Genomic DNA, 16,695 nt, shown 5'->3' with positions numbered 1-16,695 from the left:
GGTGGCCTGTCCACTCGAGGGGCTTGTTATCCGGCATCCGCGGGATCGTCAGGATCGCGCTGCCTTCTGGAAAAGTAGCTTACCAGTCAACCACACGGAGTGACCAACGTTGTGGATGAGTTGTTCACCTTGGCGGAGGAATGAGCGACTCTCATCGATACCGGCGAGCTTCAAAGCATCCCCAATCCTTGAACCGGTCGGATGCGCGTCGCCAACTCTCAAGTCATAGGCACCGACAACAGGACCAAGTACCTGCCGGGCACGATCATCCCCGACTTGCCTTGCCAGAATGTCTTGAAGTAGCTTGTTAGAGCCGAGCTTGTCCTTCTCCGGATGAGTAGCGAGCTTTCTCAATTCCCGGACCTTGAGGCGATCAGAAAGAACTTTGATGATTTCTTTGGCCAGCCGAAGTAATGAGGCTTGGTCCTTGCTGTGGAAGCGAGATATCAGCTGCATGGCCGACTCGTCTTCGATATCGTTGTTGAATAAGTCAACACTGAACCTCTCGCGAAAGCCCCTTTCAAGTAGGCGCATGCTGACAAACAGCAGCTCCTCTACCGCATGTGTAGAAGCTGGCTGAGTCTTGACTTGTGCATCGAGTAGTTCTCCTGAGACTTTCCCTTCTGGCGGAACGTTGTGTGCTGCCCAGACATGCTGTTCCCATGGTGCGAGGCGTGCAACATCGTAGGCGTAGACGGTTAATAAGTCGGCCGAGTTGATGCCGAAATGTGTAGCGTAGCCCGAGGTAGAGCAAATAGCCCCAGTTTCCGCTGTGTGCCACTTTAGGGTAAAGCCTCGGCGGCCAATTAGGTCAATTACTATACTCGGACGAAACCATAGCCAGCGACCAACATCTTCAGAATCAAGCGCGGCGGATGCCGCCCTTGTTCCGTCGGTCTCAACGATGAAGTGAGGCACGGAGAGGTCAGTGTCTCGACGAATACGCACACTCTGGCCTCGATGTTCAATCCACTCATCCTTCCAGAATTCGCCCTCAACGCGGACTCCATCAGGGCCAGTACGGACTCCCTCTGACTTCTCGGACTCTGTGTTGTCGTCCTTTTCTGGTCCCAGTACGGGTGCGTCCTCGTCTTCATCGACGTCGGTTCGCCAAGCACGGAACGATGCCCAACTTCCTCCATAGACGTCGTTCAAGCTACGAATGAGGAGCTCGAAGCGACCGCCGTCTCTTTCCGCTTGGTGGTTTTCGAGGCCCTCGTATTCAGTGCCAACGACAGAAGCCACATTTTCAACACGCTGCCTATAGTAGGAGAGGCGTAGTGCAAGACCCCGAGCAGCGAGATAGTCGATGAGGAACTCTCGTTTGATCTCAATGAGTCGGTACTTGCCTCCGCTGTCAATGACCTCTCGAGCAACGACAGCAAAGTCTTCTTCCAGTCTAACCCAGTTGCTTCCCTCTTTTACGAGGCGAAGTGCGACGACGAGGTCCGGATTCAGAATCCACTTGGTGCCCCCCACGACTGGTTGTTCATGCTCAAAGACAAGTTCAACCCCAATAGGTTCTTTGTCGTTGTATTGATACTGATCTATTGGTGAGTAGTAGCCATCCTCATAGGCGTACGGGCGCGCACTATGGCCGGTTCCAAGATCGCTCCAGCTCAGCTTTTCGGCGACCTCACGCTGTTGCGGTGGGAACGCGACCGATCCACATCCAAAAAACTCGCTGACATACCCGACTTCTGTAACCCGCGCCTTGCCCTGTTCATCATCTTGGGACGCACGTAGAGGCACCCACGTTGCACTGGCGAAGGATCGACGGGTTTCGCGTGTTTGAAGAAGCCAGTCTCGGTTCATCTGTCGTCGAAGGGAAGCAGGAGTCAATCGGTGGATTGCGGCCGGCGACCAAGCGTGGCGGGTTGAGACACGCTACCCAAACCGCAGCAGCTTGTTTATGCAGCAGAACGCTCAGAATCAGAAGCGGGCAAGGACTCTTGAACAACTATGACAAATCCTTGCGCCTGTCTTCTGCATTCGGATGTTAGGCTAAATTTTTACTAAACCATGCCTGGCAAATCTACGCGCAAGCTCTGCATCTAGAAACCTTTCTGCTTCTGGAGTGATTCTTACCTTATCCTTGCGAAAGTGATAATGACGAATATCTTCAATCTTCATGTATTCCCTTCCATATGTTGATGGATATGTCTTGGGGCCAACACTTCTGTATAGGTCGTTCATAGATATACCATTTTCGGCTGGCCCATCAAGAAACTCTCCGTCATGAAGGTAGATGTAGTAAGGATAATCAGCCATCCAATATTCCCAGCCATCCATTTCACTGTTGGCCTCAAAGTCATCACTGAATCCATCAGAATAAGCTCTACCCATGATCATTGGGACTTCGTATCCTGTCTTGTCATAGCTAATAAGAGCCAAATAGATCTTCTGACCAGCTTTAATGCCTCTTGGCCTTCGATTCCTCGGAAAGAACGTCTTGTCTCTTATGAACTGACTCCGATCTGCAAAGAATCCCTTTTTCGAATCATGTCTATGATTGGCATCCGCTTCAAACTTGATCCAGCCAGCTTCGAGTAGTCGAAAGTCGGAATGTTTTTCTTGAGAATCAAAGACGTCCTCAATAGAGTCACGTGATCTTGTCACTTTCAGAACTGCTCCAGCTCTCTGCATATTCTTATTGATCATTCCGGGCTTTCGGTTGTTAACGGCCACTCTTACGATCTCAAGCTCACTATCGATTTGCCTAAGTGTGATCAGTCCTTTGTTTGCATTTAACCTGTTGAACTCTGATATCTTCCCCCAAAGTTCACTGAAGTAGGACATGCACTGGCCAATCAGGTCGTCTTCTTCTATAGCCTTTATACCAAGCTCAAAGTTGGTAATCAGTCCACCCTGCGTAAAGTTGGCAGACGTAATAATTGCTGCCAGGGAATCGAATATATAAAGCTTTGTATGAAGGCCGTTTAGCGAATATATGGTTGCCCCTGCATTAATCAGGGACCTTAAGCCCTCAAGGCTACTGGCGCCTTGGATAAAGTCCTCGCGGTAAAAGCGAGTGATAATCTTGCAGGTCAATTTCTTTTCGTGTATGAGCTGGGCCAGCTCTTCGCTGGTCTTTCTGCCAATAAAAGGAGAGATAATATGTATTGCCAGCTCCGCCTGATAAAAAAGGCTTCTTATTTCATCTCTGTGCCCGTCTTGAATTAACTCTATGCTCATCGGCGTTGATGGAGAAGTTTTAGTCTAACGATATGTGGGCGGATCCCCGTTAAAAAATAGCCTGGCCCCTGTTGGTCCGCATAAGAACCCGAAGTCATTATCAGTTCAACCCTAAACCCACTGCGTGGCAATCACTTTGGGGCAGATGAACCCTCAAGCCTGGTTCATATGCGGACCCTCATAAGAACCAGTGCCCCTCGCTCTGGCCGACTCGCTTGCCCAAATGATCTGACTGGAACCATGCAGACCTGCATCGCCTTCCCCACGTCCAACCGCTACCTGGCAATGGCTCTGACCCCACCAGCAGCCCGTGCCCACCACCCGCCGCGGCAGGTCAGCCACCTCCAGCAGCCCCACCTCCCCAGCCGCACCGCAAGCTCAGCTCCCTGCCCAGCCCCCCTGGCTGGAGCACCCCACCCTCTCCGGCCTGAGGGACCGCCTCCAGCTGGTCTACGACTGCTGGACCCTGCTGGAGCTGCCTGACGGCACCAGCCGCCGGCCGGTGTATCTGCCCCGCGGCATTGAGGAGCCCGAGACCTGTTACCTCAAGCGTCTGGAGGCGGCTCGCCCCACCGGCTTCTACCGCGATGCTCTGCGCACCTACGCGGGGATGCTGTCGCGCTTGGCCTGGCAGGAGCTGCCCGACTCCCTGATCCATGTGGCCACCGATGTGGATGGCCAGGGCACCGACCTGGGGGTGTTCCTGTTCCTGGCCGACCTGCTCACCCTGCGGGATGGCGGCTGCCTGATCCTGCAGCTGCCGCCCCAGCACCGCTGGCCCTCAGAAGGCGACCGGCTGGAAGCCCTCGCCAAGGGCGACCGGCTCTCCCTACCGCGGTTACAACTGGTGCCCCGTGGCGACCTGCTCAACTGGCGCCTGCCCACCGATGGCGCCACAGGCGCCCCAGCGTCGGGACCGGTGGAGATCGTCTGGCGGGAACCGCGCCGTCAGGCCTTGCCGCCACGTTTTGCCAGCGGCAATGCGGCGGTGCCAACGATGGTGATCGACGCCCACGGCGGACTGGTGCCCGATCCACAGGCCTGGCTCTACCGCAGCCTGGCGGTGACGGATGACGGCCTGGTGCTGCGCAGCTGGCAGGCCAACCCCAATCCCGGTGCCGTCGATGGCTACGACGTGGTGCCGGTGGGCGAGCCGGAGCGGATGCCCCAGCGCTTTGACATACCGGCCCTCTGGTACTCGGTGGATGGCACCGCCTTTGGGGAGGGCGATCTCCCGCACCTGGGCCTGGCGCACCAGTACCTCAACCACTACCGCTGCCGCAGCGAATATGAAGACCTTCTCTCCCGCACCGCCCTGCCTGTGGGTGTGCGCACCGGACTGGTAGATGCCTACGGCTTCCGCCGCAGCGATGGCGCCCTCGGCTCGGGTGCAACTGCCGGTGGCATAGAAGGACAGCGGCCCCAGCGGCTGGTGCTCTCCACCTCCTCGTTTATGGACCTGCCCGAGGGCGCCAAGTTCGAGTGGGTGGAAATAGAAGCCCGATCTCTGGCGGAGCACCGGGCCTACCTGCAGCAGCTGGAGGAGGCGATGCGCCGTGACGCCTTGATCCCGGCCGGCGGCCACGGACCAGCCCGCACCGAGTTGGAGATTTCGCTCACCGCCGGCCAGAGCTTTGCAGTGCTGCAATCGCTGGCAGGCCAGAAGACCTCAATGCTCAGCACCCTGCTGCGCCAGTGGACACGCCTCACTGGCGAAAAGCTGGCGGATCAACCGGCCTGCAGTGTGGAGATCTGCCCGCTGGTGCCGCCGCAACCGCCGCGCAAACCCCAGCCTTCGGTGCAGGAGTTGCTGGTGCTGCACGAGCGGGGGGTGATCGACGGGGCCGAGCTGCGCCAGCAGCTGGGGCTGGGCGAGCCCAACGGGGGCAGTGGCGGCTGAGCTGGCAAGGGAGAGCATGACCCAGTCCTCCACTCTCACCTGCTCCTGGCGCCCCGGTGATGCCGAGGCCCTGCGCATCGCTCTCTCGATTCCGGTCACCAGTCCTGCCCTGGCGGCCCTGAACCGGGAGATGGCGCTCCTGCAGACCCACTACCCCACGGGGGTGTGCACCGCCCAGGGCCACCTCGATGCCATCGCGGCGCTGGACCAGCAGCTGGCGGCACTGACGCCAGCTGAGGTGAACAAGCCAGTGCGCAGCCGGCGCAAGGGCGTGGCCGGTGGCGTCGTGCCCAACCCACTGCCGCTCAGCAAGTTGGCGGTGGTGGAGTACGCCACCGAGCTGCTGCTGGAGGAGACCGACACCGAGTGGAACCCCGCGGGGCCGTCGCCAGCGGTGGTACTGAACCGGCAGCGCAGCCAGCACATTGGCCAGCTGGCGTTGCTGCTGCCAAGGCTGCAGAACTGGCGTCAGTGCAACCCGGACCCCTTCCGGGGATCCCTGGTGCGGGGCTGAGCGATGGAGCAACCCCTTTCGCCGCTGAACCAGGGCCTCAACCCCCTGCGGGGTGCTCCGCTGTGGGGCCAGCTGGTTTCTCTGCCTGCACCCACCTCAGCGATCGACGGCCGGGTGGCCCAGCCCGCGGCGGCCGCGCCTCTCTGGCTGGCGCTGCAGCCCTACGCCAATGCCCGCCTCTGTCTGTTTGAGGTGGACCGCCCCGAGAGCCGCAATCCGGTTCCCATCCGCCGGCATGTGATCGACTGCTTCCTGGAGCAGAGCGGCATCGTCAGCGGCTACAACGACACCGCCCTCACCGACCCGGGCGATGTACTGCTGCGGGGCTACCTGTGCCGGGCGGCGATCCTGCCGGTGAGCACCAGCAACACCTTCGACTGGCTGGCGGCCGAGCTCGATTGGGCTACCCCAGGCTTCCGCGAGGAGGCGCCACTGCCCTGGGACCCAGCGCTGCTGGGCACTGTGCAGGCCCCCTGCCAGGGGGTGATGTGGCTCGGGGACCTGGCCCTGCTCCAGCCCGAGGGCGGACTGCCATCAGGAGGGCGGGCCCAGTTCGCCGGTTGCCAGGTGATGCACTTCGGGGCGGACTACGGCCCCGGCGGCATCGGCCTGTTGCTGCAGCCGCTGCTGGGGGAAGCCATCCAGCTGGTGCTCAGGCCCCACAGCGTGCTGGTGCTGCGGGACGGCGACACTTTGACCCTCATCGCCGAGCGCTACGGCACCACGGTGGCCACCCTGCGGCGGATCAACCCCCAGCTGGAGAACACCCAAACGATCACCGCCGCCGAGGGGGATTCGCTGGCGGTGCTGGCTGGCCGCCATGGCACGACCGAAACCAAGCTGCGCAGCCTGAACCCGGTGCTGCAGCAGAGCGAGACCTACATCAGCGCCGAAGGCGACACGCTCAGCAGCGTGGCGGCCGACCAGAACCTCAGCCTCTCCCTGCTGCGCCAGTTCAACCCGGAGCTGAGCAGTTGGCCCAGCGAGGAACCGCTGCCGGCTGGCACCACCCTGCTGCTGCCCGTCTACCGCTCCACCACGCCGATCCCGGCCGGGATGCAGCTGCTGGTGCCGGGCTACCTGCCCTCGACGCCGCTGCCGGCGGGGGAGTGGATCTACCTGCCAGCCCGGCGCTCTGCTCCCGTGCTGGATGAGCTGCCTGAGCAGGGCTTTTGAGGAGCTGGCAACAGGGAGAGCGAGCGCAGCCCGGACGGGGCGCCCGCAGCACCACAGCCGTGATGGGTGATGCCCTCCTCCTCCTTCTTCTCTTCTGATTCCAGCAGCGCCAACAGCGGCACTGCTCCAGCCCCCCTGGCCCCGGCTGCTCCGTGGCGGAGCTACAGCCAGCACCAGCAACAGCCCAACCAGGGCTCTACTGGCTCTGTCCAACCTGCCACCGACCCCGACCTGCTCGACAGCGACGGCGCCGATGATGCGGGTCTGGATGCTGCTGATGGCGACGACACCCTCGACCTTTCCCTGCCCCAGGACCCAGGTGCCAGCGGCAGCGGCGACAACGACGCCCCCCCTTCCGCTGCTCCCAGCAGTGCTGATCCCCTGCGCGCCGAACGCCGCCGCAGCAACCAGCTCGAGAAAGAGCTGCGCAAGGCTCGTGCCCAGCTGTCCCGGTTCTCGGAGATCAACCCGGACGAATACGCCCGCCTGCAGGACGCCGAGCGCAAGCGCGAGGAGTTCGAACGCCAGGTGGGCGAGCGCGAGCGCCAGCTCAACGAGGCCAACCTGCGCCGTGTGCGCAGCGTTGAAAAGGAACGGGATGAGGCTCGCTCCCAGGTGCAGAACCTGCGCAAGGAGCGCTTAATGGAGCGCCTGTTCTCCGAGGCCGAGGGCCGCGTCGGTGGCGATGAGCGGGGGACGTTCTTTGACACCTTCGTGACGCTCTGCGGCGGCCACTTCCAGCTGGGCGAGGTGGACGGCCGCGAGCGGCTGCTGCCGGTGGACGGCAAGGGCCAGCCCCTCACCGCCGATGGCGTGGCCCTGAGCGATGGCGACTACATGGAGGAGCTGCGCCGCCACCCGGTGTACAGCTTCCTGTTCCAGCAGCGCAGTGGCCTCTATTCCGCTGCGGTGCCTGAAACGGGCCATGAGCACGGCGGCGCGGTGAATCTGCAGGCGCTGAGCACCGCCGAGCTCTACCTGGAGGCCGTCAAAGGCACCACGCCCCGGGCGGCTGCACCGCGGCGCTGATCAACCCGCCGGGAGGGAGCTATGGCCTGGTATCTGGTGTTCTGGCGCAACCGCTCCACCGCCACGGTGGTGCCGGCCGCCAGCGCCAGCCAGGCCCGCTCCCGCGCCCAGCGAAAACAGAAGAAGGGCTACGGGGCAATCGTGGCCGCCCGCCGCGCCAATTCAGAGGACTCTCGTCTGATTCGCCGCGGCGTCTGGGTGCGGCGGAGGCGAGATGGCTCCAGGCCCCAGTTCGGCAGTGCTCGATCCAAAGCCAGGGCCCGGCGGCAGCGGAGTGCCTACCGCCATTGGCTGTAAGGCCCGGCCACCAACCGGCAGCCGGGCCTGAGCCCCCTGGCTCAGCAGACCGAGACGGTGCAGCCGGGGGTGCCCTGCAGCTTGCGGGCAAAGGCGAACGCCTTCTCGGCAGGGATCAGCCGCATCTTCTTGACGGGCTTGCCGCGGCGGCCAAAGAACTCGATCTCACAGGGGGCGGTGCCGAGCTTCTGGACTCCTGGCTGATAGCGGTGAACCACAAGCAGGCGGACTTCGCAGACGGGGCCTTGGGGAGTGGCCATGGCTGGGGTGGAGCGGAGAACACCGACCAGAGGCCCCGCAGGCGCAGTGCTGGCCAGGGGCGAGCCCAGCGAGCCTCGCGTCAGCCCTGGCCAGCGCAAGCCGCAGGGGCATGCTGCGGAGGGGTTTCGCTCCGCCCCGCCAGCCACGCCCAACTGGCCCTGCTGCATATCCGTGCTGAGCATCCACCGCGCCCGAGCAGTGGAGCTGCTCCACCAACCCTGGCATCGAGGTACAGGCAAGGGAGCCACAGCCGCAGCCCCCAACCCATGGCGCTCAGGCCATCTGCAGCTTCTGCTCTGACAGTGGCTGGTGCTGGAGCTGGGACTCGAGCTCACAGCGCCGAATCAGCTCCTGCTGGGCCAACAGCCGCTCATCCAGCGCATCGACCCGTGCCAGACACTGCTGGATCGCCGGAATCACCTCCTCCTCCAGCAGGGTGATTTCCTCTTCTCCATAGGGCTGCTCGATCCAGGTGCGGCGCAGCGGCAGCCCACGACGACGTAGCAGGATCTCCTCCACCGAGCGCAGCGTGGATTCGAGCAGCAGAAAGGGATCCTCTTCTGGCCTGCAGAACGGGGAGGTGGCAGCGGGGCTGCCTGCAGAGAGCGTGGCCATGACGATCGGCGCCAGGTGTGGCGCAGCGACGGGACCGATCCCAGCGGAGGCCCGACCGCAGGAGGGCCTCAGACTGGAGAGGCCCGGAGCAAGCACTCCTTCCGCTCCCAGGCGTTACCGGTCCATGCGCGTGAGAGCTGCTCCGCCCAGCAGCGCCAGCAGCAGCTTGAGGGTGGAATCAAAGCCGCCCTGCAGCTGCTCCAGCGTGCCGGGGCAGATCTGCCCGATCGATCGCCCCTCCAGCGCCCGCTGGCCGCAGACCCCAGCAGCCAGCGAATAGATCAGCAGCTGGGTGCCGATCACCACGGCCAGGATCTTGAACACAAACCGCTCGCGGTCGAACGGCGGCTTAGGCGGCCGGGCCATTGGGCCTGAGTCCATCGCTGCTCTTCCCTCGCGATCAGGCCGCAGCCGGTGGCAGCACCAGCCCCGCCGTCACTTTTTTTCCTGGAAGACCCCCACATAGACGGTGCCCTGCCGGTAGAGGGGCAGCACCTTGTCGCGCAAATCGGCGTTGTGCAGGCGCACGCAACCGAGGGTGGGGTGCAGGGGCTGCTGCGCTGCCCAGGCCCCAGGCCAGCCGCAGGCCGAGCCGCCACCGTGGAGCATGATCCCGGCCCTGCCCACCTTCTTCTCCTGGCCCTCCAGCTCCTCCATGTCGAAGGAATACCAGCCATAGGCCATGGCGGTGTCGCTGCAGGGCGGGTTGGGGTTCTGCTCGACGTCGGCATAGAGCTGGCCGAGTTTGTAGAGGCCTGGCGGGGTGTCAGTGCTGTTCTGGCTCCAGTCGGTGTCAGCGCCCTGGCCGCGGGCCAGGCAGGGGATCTTCCAGAGGAAGGCCCCGGTGTGGTCGTAGGCCTCCATGTCCTGGTCGCGGTCGTTGACCAGCAGGTAGGAATCCCCGGGCTGGACGGGAGCTGCCAACTCCGGGCCGGCCATCCCGGCTTCCTCTGAGCCGCGCGGATCGAGGCCGCCGCTGGGGACTGCCGGCGTCGGGGGCGCAGCGGGTTTCTGGCTGAAGGTGAGCGCCCAGGGGGCCTGCTCATCGAGGACGGCCTCGCTGCCGGGCAGGGCTGCGATCGCGGAATGGAGGGTCCAGACGCCGGAAACCTGCTGGGGTTCACCGCGAAAGGCTTCAAAGCGGTCCAGGAACCGCTCGGGGGTCATGGGGCTGGCCATGGGCGTGGTGCTGCTGAGCCCTGTTGCCAGTGCTGACTTGGGGCCACCGGCTGCGGGCACAAAGAGAGCGCCCCAGCCGCAGCCGGGGCCGCCCCCTCAGAAGGGCAGCTCGCTCTCGGGGCACCAGACGGGCACCGAAGCTGGCGTGGCCACCTGGCGCTCAAAGAGCAGATCAGCGCAGAGCTGCTCCAGCCGCTCCAGAGGAGGCGGGCGGTGGGCCGATGCCTCTTCCCAGAGCAGCTCCAGGGTGCGGGAGCTCAGGGGCTGGAAGGCGCGGATCCGGGATACAGAAGCCATGGCAGGCGTAGCGGAGACCCCGAAGCAGGCCGGGCGGGGTCAAGGGGCAGCCCCCTCTGCCATGCGGAGCGCAGCGCAGCCAACGTCACAGTCCGGCTGACTTGCGCAGCCCTTGAGGCCGCCCGGACCATGAGGAGGGCTGCGCGTAGCCGATCCACCAGGAGCTGGTGGGGCAGGGGCCCAGGCCGCTACCGGGCACGGGATTGGAAACCGGTGCCGCCCACTGCTGTCACAGCGACGAACTGGCCAACAGGGGAACGCTCAGCCTTGGCCGCCGATCACCCGCTGCAGCACCTGCTGGGATTCCGTCTGCAAGGCCAGCGGCAGCAGCCCGATGCGCCGTTTCACCAGTGGCATCGCCAGGGTTGTCATGCGGCTGAGCCGGATCCTCGAGCTCACCTTCAGGCCGGTGTCTGAGAAGCCCGGATGATCGGCAGGGATGTCGAGCTCATCGCGGCCCGGCGGCCCGCTGACGTTGGAGCTGATGAAGGCCAGCAACACATCCCCATGGCGCTCACTGGTGGTGATCACCAAGGCCGGCCGAGGCTTGGCCGCAGGCCCATCCGTGAATGGGAAGGCGACCAGCACGATGTCGTAGCGGCTCAGCATCAGCCGGCGCCGATCGCTTCTCCGTCAGAGAAGCTGTAGAGGTCAGGCTCAGCCGCCAGGTCGTCAAAGGCACCCCCGGCCATCGCCATCTCAGCCAGGGCCCCGTGACTCAGGTCGCTGCGGTCCTGCTCCAGCTGCCTGAGCAGCCAGCGGCGATCGTCAGCCGGCAGGCTGCGGATCACCGCAAGCAGGTTCTCGGTGAGCTGGGGATTGGTCATCGCCCCAGGCTAAACAGCCTGAACCTCAGGGTTCACCCTGCCCACAAGCGACCTGGCAACAGCTGCTGTTGTCACTGGGGCGAGGCCCCGGGAGCGTGCCCTTGGGCCTGACCTTGATCGAGGCGCAGAAATACGCCCGCCGCGCTGAACAGCTGGCGGTGCTCAAGACCTTTGCGGAGGGGGAGCTGCTGCGCCGCTTGCCCTTCCGCAATCTCGTGGGCGGCTCGCTGAGCTTCCCGGCGGAGACCAAGCTGCCCCGCGTGGGTTTTCGGGCCGTCAACGAGGGCTACCGCCAGAGCTATGGGGTGATCAACTCCGATTCGGAGTTCGTGCACCTGTTTGGCGGTGACCTGGATGTGGACCGCTCGATCGTGGACCTGCAGGGCCCCGAGGCCCGTGCTGCCCAGACCGAAATGAAGGTGCGCTCGATGCGCCTCACACTTGAGGCCGCGATCATCAATGGCGACGACACCTTTGATCCGCGGGCCTTCAACGGGCTGAGCAAGCGCCTGGCACCTGGAGACGAGCAAACGATCGACAACGGCGGCAGCACCCTCAACCTGCTGGCGCTTGAGGCATTGAGCGACAGCGTGATCGGCTACGGCGGCGACAAGGTGCTGATCGCCAGCAAGGCCGCCCGCCGCCAGATCAGCACCGCCTCCCGCCAGGCCGGCGGCGACCTGTACGAGGTGATCGACGGCCGCCACTACTTCGAGGGGATCGAAATCCTGCTGGTGGAGGAGGACGCCGAGGGCAACGCCGTACTCGGTTACGACGAACCAGGAGACACCACTTCGATCTACTGCTGCGTGCTGGGCGATGCGGCGGTGTGCGGCCTGCAGGGTCCGTTCGAGGGGCGCTACGGCATCTCGGTGCGGGACTTCGGGGAGGTGCACGACGCGCCGGTGTTCCGCACGCGGGTCGATTGGTACGTGGGTTTTGCGGTGTGCAACCGCAAGGCGGCCGCACGCCTGTACAACGTCGCCCCCATGCCGTTGGTGCTGCCCTGAGCGGCGTTTGATCAGCTCCGCAAGACCCTGGCGGCACAACAGATCTTTTCCCCCTGTTCTTTGTTCTGGAGACCCATCCATGACCTCTCAAGCCACCCGGCTGCTCGACGCCCAGACGGTGCTCGTCGGCTGGATCAACCACTCCGCCACCGACTGCTACGAGCACACCCGCAGCAGCGGTGATGTCGTCAACCTCGGCACCGACCTCGATGCCACCAGCTCCTTTGTGCTGGTGGCCTCCCACCCCGGCCACAGCGAGGCGGTGACCGTGACCCTGGAGCTGGCGCCGTTGCTGGCCGATGGGAATGCCGGCAGCTGGATCACCGCCGCGGCCGTCGCCATCCCCGCTGCTGGCGGCAAGGTGGAGGCGATCATCAGTGGCGCTGCCCTGCTGATCAATCCCGCCGACAGCGAGCTGATCACCCCGCCCTGTCTACGGCTGGCGCGGGCCGTGGTGTCCCCAGCCACGCCGGTGGGGATGACCGTGGCGCTCACCGCCAACCAAGGGCTGTGAGGTGAGCGTCATGGGCAACCCACTCGACACCCTCAACGTGGTGGCCGGGGCTGAGGCCCTGCCGCTGCAGCTGCTGCAACCCCTCGACAGCAGCAACCCCGCCTCCACGCCTGTTCGCCTCTCGGGCCCGGAGCTGCGGCCGCTGGTCACCCCCGATCCCGGTGTGATGGGCGGAGACGGCGACAGTTCCTGGCTGCCGCCCAGCCAGCTGCTGATCGGCAAGGACGGTGCGACCCGCTCGATCTGGCCGGTGCACCTGGCTGGCTGGCAGGCCCTGGGCTGGGAGCTGCTCAGCCCAACCAGCGGCGGCGAAGAACAGGCCCCACCCGGGCAGGAGCCGTCGGAGCCGGAAATCAAGCTCCCCCAGGAGCCCGAGCAAGAGCTGGCGGACGAGTTCGACCTCGAACCGGAGCCGGCTGATGCCTCCCCAGCCACTGACCCTGAGGCAGCACCAGACGCCGGCACTGGCAGCGACGGAGAAGCCCTGCTGGCCTCACAGCCCACCGACTTCCAGGCCATGACCAAGGCCCAGATCGTCGAGTTCTGCTCCACCGTCTACGGCGTGGAGCTGGATGGCAGCCAGACCAAGGCCGAGCTGGTGGAGCAGGCCATGGCGCTGGAAGCCAAGGCCAGTGCATCGGACACTGCCAGCGGCAGCAGCGATGCCACGAACGAGGGCATCAACGATGCCGCCGATCTCGCGGCCCTGGAGCTGGGGGATGCTCTGCTCTGATCCCAGCCGCCAGCGCTGCTCCAGCCAGCGCATCCCTGGCTGGGGCCTGGCAACAGCTCAGCAGCACTGCCCCGGCGCCGATGGCCACTCCCGATCCGGCTGTGCTGGCCCAGCTGACGGCGCAGTGCCGCAGCAGCAGCCAGCCCCAGGGGGTGATCTTCCTGGGCCAGGCCCAGCTGCAGGACGGAGGCACCCCTGAACCGCCCCCGACCAGCGGTGTCAGCGCAGTACAGGCCCTGGCGCCGCTGCTCAGTGCCACTGCCGGCGATGGGGTGGTGGTGATCGCGCTGGACCTGCGCCTGCTCAGCCCCCTGCCGCCCTGATCTCTCGCCCCACTTTCCCCCTTATGCACTGATCGCCATGGCCACCACCACCGAGAGCCGCACCGCCGGCCGCTCCCTGCCTCACCCCACCGACCTGCTGCTGGTGCAGCGCGGCAGCACGCCCTACCGGGCCACTGCTGATGAGGTCAAGTCGTTCATGCTCAGCCCCGCCACCGCGGCGGCGATCGGAGCGATCAGACCCGGCACCAACCTCTCGGTGGATGCCGATGGCACCCTGCATGCCGCCATCCCCGGCGCCCTGCACTACCGGGGTGCGATCGACCCCACCACGGCTGTGGCCCCGGCCGATGCCGCGGTGGGAGATGTGTATCTGGCCAGTGCCTCAGGCGTTGCCCTGGCCAGCTGGAGTGGCCTCGCCGGCCAGGAGATCGCCCAGGGGGACCTGCTGCTGTTTGACGGCAGCAACTGGAGTGCCAACGCCGCCCTGGGCCCTGATGGCGCCGGCGTGATCCGCATCCAGGTGGCTGCACCGCTGAGCGTGGATGAAAGCGACCCGGCTCAACCGCTGCTGAGCGTCGAGCCCGCAACCACCGCCGCTGCCGGCGTGGTGCAGCTGGCTGATCCGCTGGCCCTGGCGGACGGCACCCCCGGGCGGGTGGTGGACGCGGCCCAGCTGCAGGCGGCGATGGCCACCGCCCAACCGGCCGGCGACTACATGCCTCTGGATCTGAGCACCCTGCCGGCCCTGCCCTGAGCGCCGCAGCTGATGACCCTCCAACCAGGCGACCTGCTGGCCATTACCCGCCCCGCTGGGCCCCAGGCGGGCACCTATCAGCTGCCGGCAGCGGCGATGGCAGACCTCCTGAGCCCGCCGCCGGTGCTGGGAATCAGCGGTGTGCTCTGGTCGACCGTGCGCTCGGCGGCGGACAACAGCTGGCAGGCGATCTGCTGGTCGCCGGAACTGCGCCTGTACGCCTGCGTGGCCAACAGTGGCAGCAGCAACCGGGTGATGACCTCCAGCGATGGCATCCGGTGGAACACCCAAACGGCGGCAGCCGATCAGAACTGGGTGGCGCTCTGCAGGGCGAGCGAGCTGGGGCTGTTTGTCGCCATAAGCGACAGCGGCACCGGCCAGCGGGTGATGACCTCACCGGATGGCCGCAGCTGGACCCCGCGCCAGACGCCAGCCGATAACAGCTGGACCGGGGTCTGCTGGGCACCTGAGCTGGGCCTGCTCGTGGCCGTGGCCAGCAGCGGGACGGGCAACCGGGTGATGACCAGCAGCGATGGCCTCACCTGGATAGCCAGTCCGGCTGCAGCGGATCAAGAGTGGCGTTCCCTCTGCTGGGCGCCACAGCTGGGGCTGCTGGTGGCGGTGAGCAGCAACGGCGGCACCCAGCGGGTGATGACCTCGCCGGATGGCCGCAACTGGACCCTGCGTACTGCCGCTGCAGCTAACAACTGGATGGCAATCTGCTGGGCAGCAGAGCTGGGTTTGCTGGTGGCGCTGAGCAGCAGCGGCCGGGGCAACCGGGTGATGACCTCCCCGGATGGCATCAACTGGACCAGCCGCAGCTCGGCGGCCGACAACGCCTGGACCTCCCTCTGCTGGGCGCCGGAGCGGGAGCTACTGGTGGCCGTGGCCAGCAGCGGCACCGGCAGCCGGATCATGACCAGCGCCGATGGCCTCAACTGGACGGTGCGCAGCTCCCCGGCTGATCTGGGCTGGCGCTCGCTCTGCTGGTCGTCCCAGCGGCGACAGTTCGCGGCGGTGAGCAACAGCGGCGCTGGCAACCGGGTGATGGTGAGCCCCTGATCCATGACTGACAGCACGACACCCCTTGCGGCGATTGGAGTGCGCTGTTGGCGCGATCGGATCAGCCCGGAGACCAGCGCCACCGTGCTCAGCCTGGCGGCCGAATTCAGCGACACCGATCCGCTGGTGGAGCTGGCGTACGACGAGGGCGGCAGCGGCTGGTGGCCGCTCTCCACCCTGGTGTTCCAGCAGAGCTGAGAGCTGAGCCAAGGGGCCTCAGCCCCCTCCAGCGAGCTGCTCGCGCAGGGCGGCGATGGCCTTCTTCTGGGCCCGCTGCACCGACATGCAGCTGATCTCCAGCCGCTCGGCGGCCTGCCGGAGCGAGAGGCCCTCGAGGACGGTGAGCCGCAGGGCCGTGGCCTGGGCTGCCGGCAGCTGCTCCACCAGCTGCTCCAGGGCCGGCCCGGCGAGGGAAGGCTCCAGCGAGGGCTCAGCGACGGGTGCCGCCAGCTGCTCCAGCAGGGAGGACTCACCGGCGGCGTGAGCATCAAGGCTGATGTGGCCGAGCGGGCAGGTGCCCTTCTCGTGCTCGCGGCGGGAGATGCGCACCATCCGCACCCGATCGCGCAGGTGGTGCTGTAAGGCGCCTGTGATGCAGCGGCGCAGATAGGGAGCTGGCGACTCCCCTGCTCTGCAGCGGGGGGCGGAGCGAACCAGGGCCTCTCGGGCCACCTGGATCAGATCCTCCCGCTCCACCAGCGGGAACAGGCGCCGGGCGGTGGCTGAGGCAATGGCATCAGCCAGCGGCAGGTGCTCCAGCACCAGGGCATCGCGGGCCTTGAGGGCAGAACGGCTGAGGGCTTGGCCTGCCGGCTTCTGGCGGCGGGAGGAGGAAGCGGGGGAAGCCACCTGAGGGACGGCGGAGAACCCCACCCCCACCGGCCAGCCGCAGCGCCGTGGCAAGGACGCCCGACGCAGGAGGGCGCATGGCCCGATCCTTGACGCGGCGTGAGGACCGGCCGAGGGATGCGGTGGGTGTGCGCCGGCCCGGTGGCGATCCCCCCCCCCTCTCCGGCTGGCTGCTGGCTGGTCTTGCCCAGAAGCCCCA

At 65.3% G+C, this 16,695-nt stretch carries 22 protein-coding genes; 12 read left to right on the top strand and 10 right to left on the bottom strand.

All coding sequences use genetic code 11. From position 1 onward, the window contains the following. Positions 1 to 48: 48 nt before the first annotated feature. Positions 49 to 1,815, bottom strand: coding sequence for a hypothetical protein (locus ACWJIO_RS00260; RefSeq protein ID WP_480310607.1), 1,767 nt, complete (start codon positions 1,813 to 1,815; stop codon positions 49 to 51). Positions 1,816 to 2,004: 189 nt separating this feature from the next. Next, positions 2,005 to 3,195 carry a phospholipase D family protein gene (locus ACWJIO_RS00255; RefSeq protein ID WP_480310605.1) on the bottom strand — a complete coding sequence of 397 codons (1,191 nt, stop codon included), beginning with the start codon at positions 3,193 to 3,195 and terminating at the stop codon, positions 2,005 to 2,007. A 310-nt stretch (positions 3,196 to 3,505) separates the two neighbouring features. Here ACWJIO_RS00255 and ACWJIO_RS00250 point away from each other — a divergent pair, with 310 nt between their 5' ends. From ACWJIO_RS00250 to ACWJIO_RS00230, 5 genes are all read left to right on the top strand, one after another. Continuing rightward, positions 3,506 to 5,095 (top strand): DUF4055 domain-containing protein, encoded by a 1,590-nt coding sequence (locus ACWJIO_RS00250; protein ID WP_480310604.1) that lies wholly within the window; start codon positions 3,506 to 3,508, stop codon positions 5,093 to 5,095. A 16-nt stretch (positions 5,096 to 5,111) separates the two neighbouring features. Next, complete coding sequence (locus tag ACWJIO_RS00245; RefSeq protein ID WP_480310603.1) at positions 5,112 to 5,609, top strand: hypothetical protein; 498 nt, start codon at positions 5,112 to 5,114, stop codon at positions 5,607 to 5,609. A gap of 3 nt (positions 5,610 to 5,612) precedes the next feature. Then, on the top strand, positions 5,613 to 6,785 hold the full coding sequence (locus tag ACWJIO_RS00240; protein WP_480310601.1) for a LysM peptidoglycan-binding domain-containing protein: 1,173 nt from the start codon (positions 5,613 to 5,615) through the stop codon (positions 6,783 to 6,785). Positions 6,786 to 6,854: 69 nt separating this feature from the next. Then, positions 6,855 to 7,814, top strand: a complete 960-nt coding sequence (locus ACWJIO_RS00235) for a hypothetical protein (protein ID WP_480310599.1) — start codon at positions 6,855 to 6,857, stop codon at positions 7,812 to 7,814. A gap of 21 nt (positions 7,815 to 7,835) precedes the next feature. Next, positions 7,836 to 8,111: a hypothetical protein gene (locus ACWJIO_RS00230; RefSeq protein WP_480310597.1), complete on the top strand. Its 276-nt coding sequence runs from the start codon at positions 7,836 to 7,838 to the stop codon at positions 8,109 to 8,111. Positions 8,112 to 8,152: 41 nt separating this feature from the next. On the opposite strand, the gene ACWJIO_RS00225 is transcribed toward ACWJIO_RS00230, so the two are convergent. The 7 genes from ACWJIO_RS00225 to ACWJIO_RS00195 all read right to left on the bottom strand — a co-directional run bounded on the left by ACWJIO_RS00225 (position 8,153) and on the right by ACWJIO_RS00195 (position 11,290). Further along, complete coding sequence (locus ACWJIO_RS00225; RefSeq protein ID WP_480310595.1) at positions 8,153 to 8,371, bottom strand: hypothetical protein; 219 nt, start codon at positions 8,369 to 8,371, stop codon at positions 8,153 to 8,155. Positions 8,372 to 8,645: 274 nt separating this feature from the next. After that, positions 8,646 to 8,987 (bottom strand): hypothetical protein, encoded by a 342-nt coding sequence (locus ACWJIO_RS00220; protein WP_480310594.1) that lies wholly within the window; start codon positions 8,985 to 8,987, stop codon positions 8,646 to 8,648. A 114-nt stretch (positions 8,988 to 9,101) separates the two neighbouring features. Next, entirely contained in the window at positions 9,102 to 9,368 is a 267-nt protein-coding gene (locus tag ACWJIO_RS00215; protein WP_480310593.1) for a hypothetical protein, read from the bottom strand. Positions 9,369 to 9,422: 54 nt separating this feature from the next. Then, positions 9,423 to 10,166: a L,D-transpeptidase gene (locus tag ACWJIO_RS00210; RefSeq protein ID WP_480310591.1), complete on the bottom strand. Its 744-nt coding sequence runs from the start codon at positions 10,164 to 10,166 to the stop codon at positions 9,423 to 9,425. A gap of 96 nt (positions 10,167 to 10,262) precedes the next feature. Then, positions 10,263 to 10,463 (bottom strand): hypothetical protein, encoded by a 201-nt coding sequence (locus tag ACWJIO_RS00205; RefSeq protein ID WP_480310590.1) that lies wholly within the window; start codon positions 10,461 to 10,463, stop codon positions 10,263 to 10,265. Between the two features lie 261 nt (positions 10,464 to 10,724). Further along, positions 10,725 to 11,072 (bottom strand): type II toxin-antitoxin system PemK/MazF family toxin, encoded by a 348-nt coding sequence (locus ACWJIO_RS00200; protein WP_254942885.1) that lies wholly within the window; start codon positions 11,070 to 11,072, stop codon positions 10,725 to 10,727. After that, positions 11,072 to 11,290, bottom strand: a complete 219-nt coding sequence (locus ACWJIO_RS00195; RefSeq protein WP_480310589.1) for a hypothetical protein — start codon at positions 11,288 to 11,290, stop codon at positions 11,072 to 11,074. The genes ACWJIO_RS00200 and ACWJIO_RS00195 overlap by 1 nt, the downstream gene beginning before the upstream one ends. A 101-nt stretch (positions 11,291 to 11,391) precedes the next feature. On the opposite strand from ACWJIO_RS00195, the gene ACWJIO_RS00190 reads away from it, so the two are divergent. From ACWJIO_RS00190 to ACWJIO_RS00160, 7 genes are all read left to right on the top strand, one after another. Beyond that, entirely contained in the window at positions 11,392 to 12,300 is a 909-nt protein-coding gene (locus ACWJIO_RS00190) for a major capsid protein (RefSeq protein ID WP_480310588.1), read from the top strand. A 79-nt stretch (positions 12,301 to 12,379) separates the two neighbouring features. Continuing rightward, a complete protein-coding gene (locus ACWJIO_RS00185) occupies positions 12,380 to 12,814 on the top strand; it encodes a hypothetical protein (protein ID WP_480310586.1) in 435 nt (144 codons plus the stop codon). Between the two features lie 10 nt (positions 12,815 to 12,824). Further along, positions 12,825 to 13,547 carry a hypothetical protein gene (locus tag ACWJIO_RS00180; RefSeq protein ID WP_480310585.1) on the top strand — a complete coding sequence of 241 codons (723 nt, stop codon included), beginning with the start codon at positions 12,825 to 12,827 and terminating at the stop codon, positions 13,545 to 13,547. Positions 13,548 to 13,627: 80 nt separating this feature from the next. After that, positions 13,628 to 13,870, top strand: coding sequence for a hypothetical protein (locus ACWJIO_RS00175; protein ID WP_480310583.1), 243 nt, complete (start codon positions 13,628 to 13,630; stop codon positions 13,868 to 13,870). Positions 13,871 to 13,907: 37 nt separating this feature from the next. After that, on the top strand, positions 13,908 to 14,585 hold the full coding sequence (locus ACWJIO_RS00170) for a hypothetical protein (RefSeq protein ID WP_480310581.1): 678 nt from the start codon (positions 13,908 to 13,910) through the stop codon (positions 14,583 to 14,585). A 12-nt stretch (positions 14,586 to 14,597) separates the two neighbouring features. Beyond that, entirely contained in the window at positions 14,598 to 15,647 is a 1,050-nt protein-coding gene (locus ACWJIO_RS00165) for a hypothetical protein (RefSeq protein WP_480310579.1), read from the top strand. A 3-nt stretch (positions 15,648 to 15,650) separates the two neighbouring features. Then, a complete protein-coding gene (locus ACWJIO_RS00160) occupies positions 15,651 to 15,845 on the top strand; it encodes a hypothetical protein (RefSeq protein WP_323243272.1) in 195 nt (64 codons plus the stop codon). An 18-nt stretch (positions 15,846 to 15,863) separates the two neighbouring features. Here ACWJIO_RS00160 and ACWJIO_RS00155 read toward each other — a convergent pair whose 3' ends face one another. Beyond that, the gene (locus ACWJIO_RS00155; protein ID WP_480310577.1) at positions 15,864 to 16,550 is read right to left on the bottom strand and encodes a sigma-70 family RNA polymerase sigma factor; all 687 of its coding nucleotides are present in this window, start codon (positions 16,548 to 16,550) and stop codon (positions 15,864 to 15,866) included. Positions 16,551 to 16,695 lie beyond the last annotated feature (145 nt).

It is taken from the genome of Paraciimarium castrense LEGE 11436, assembly GCF_056633055.1.
This window is presented reverse-complemented; position numbering and strand designations above follow the sequence as displayed.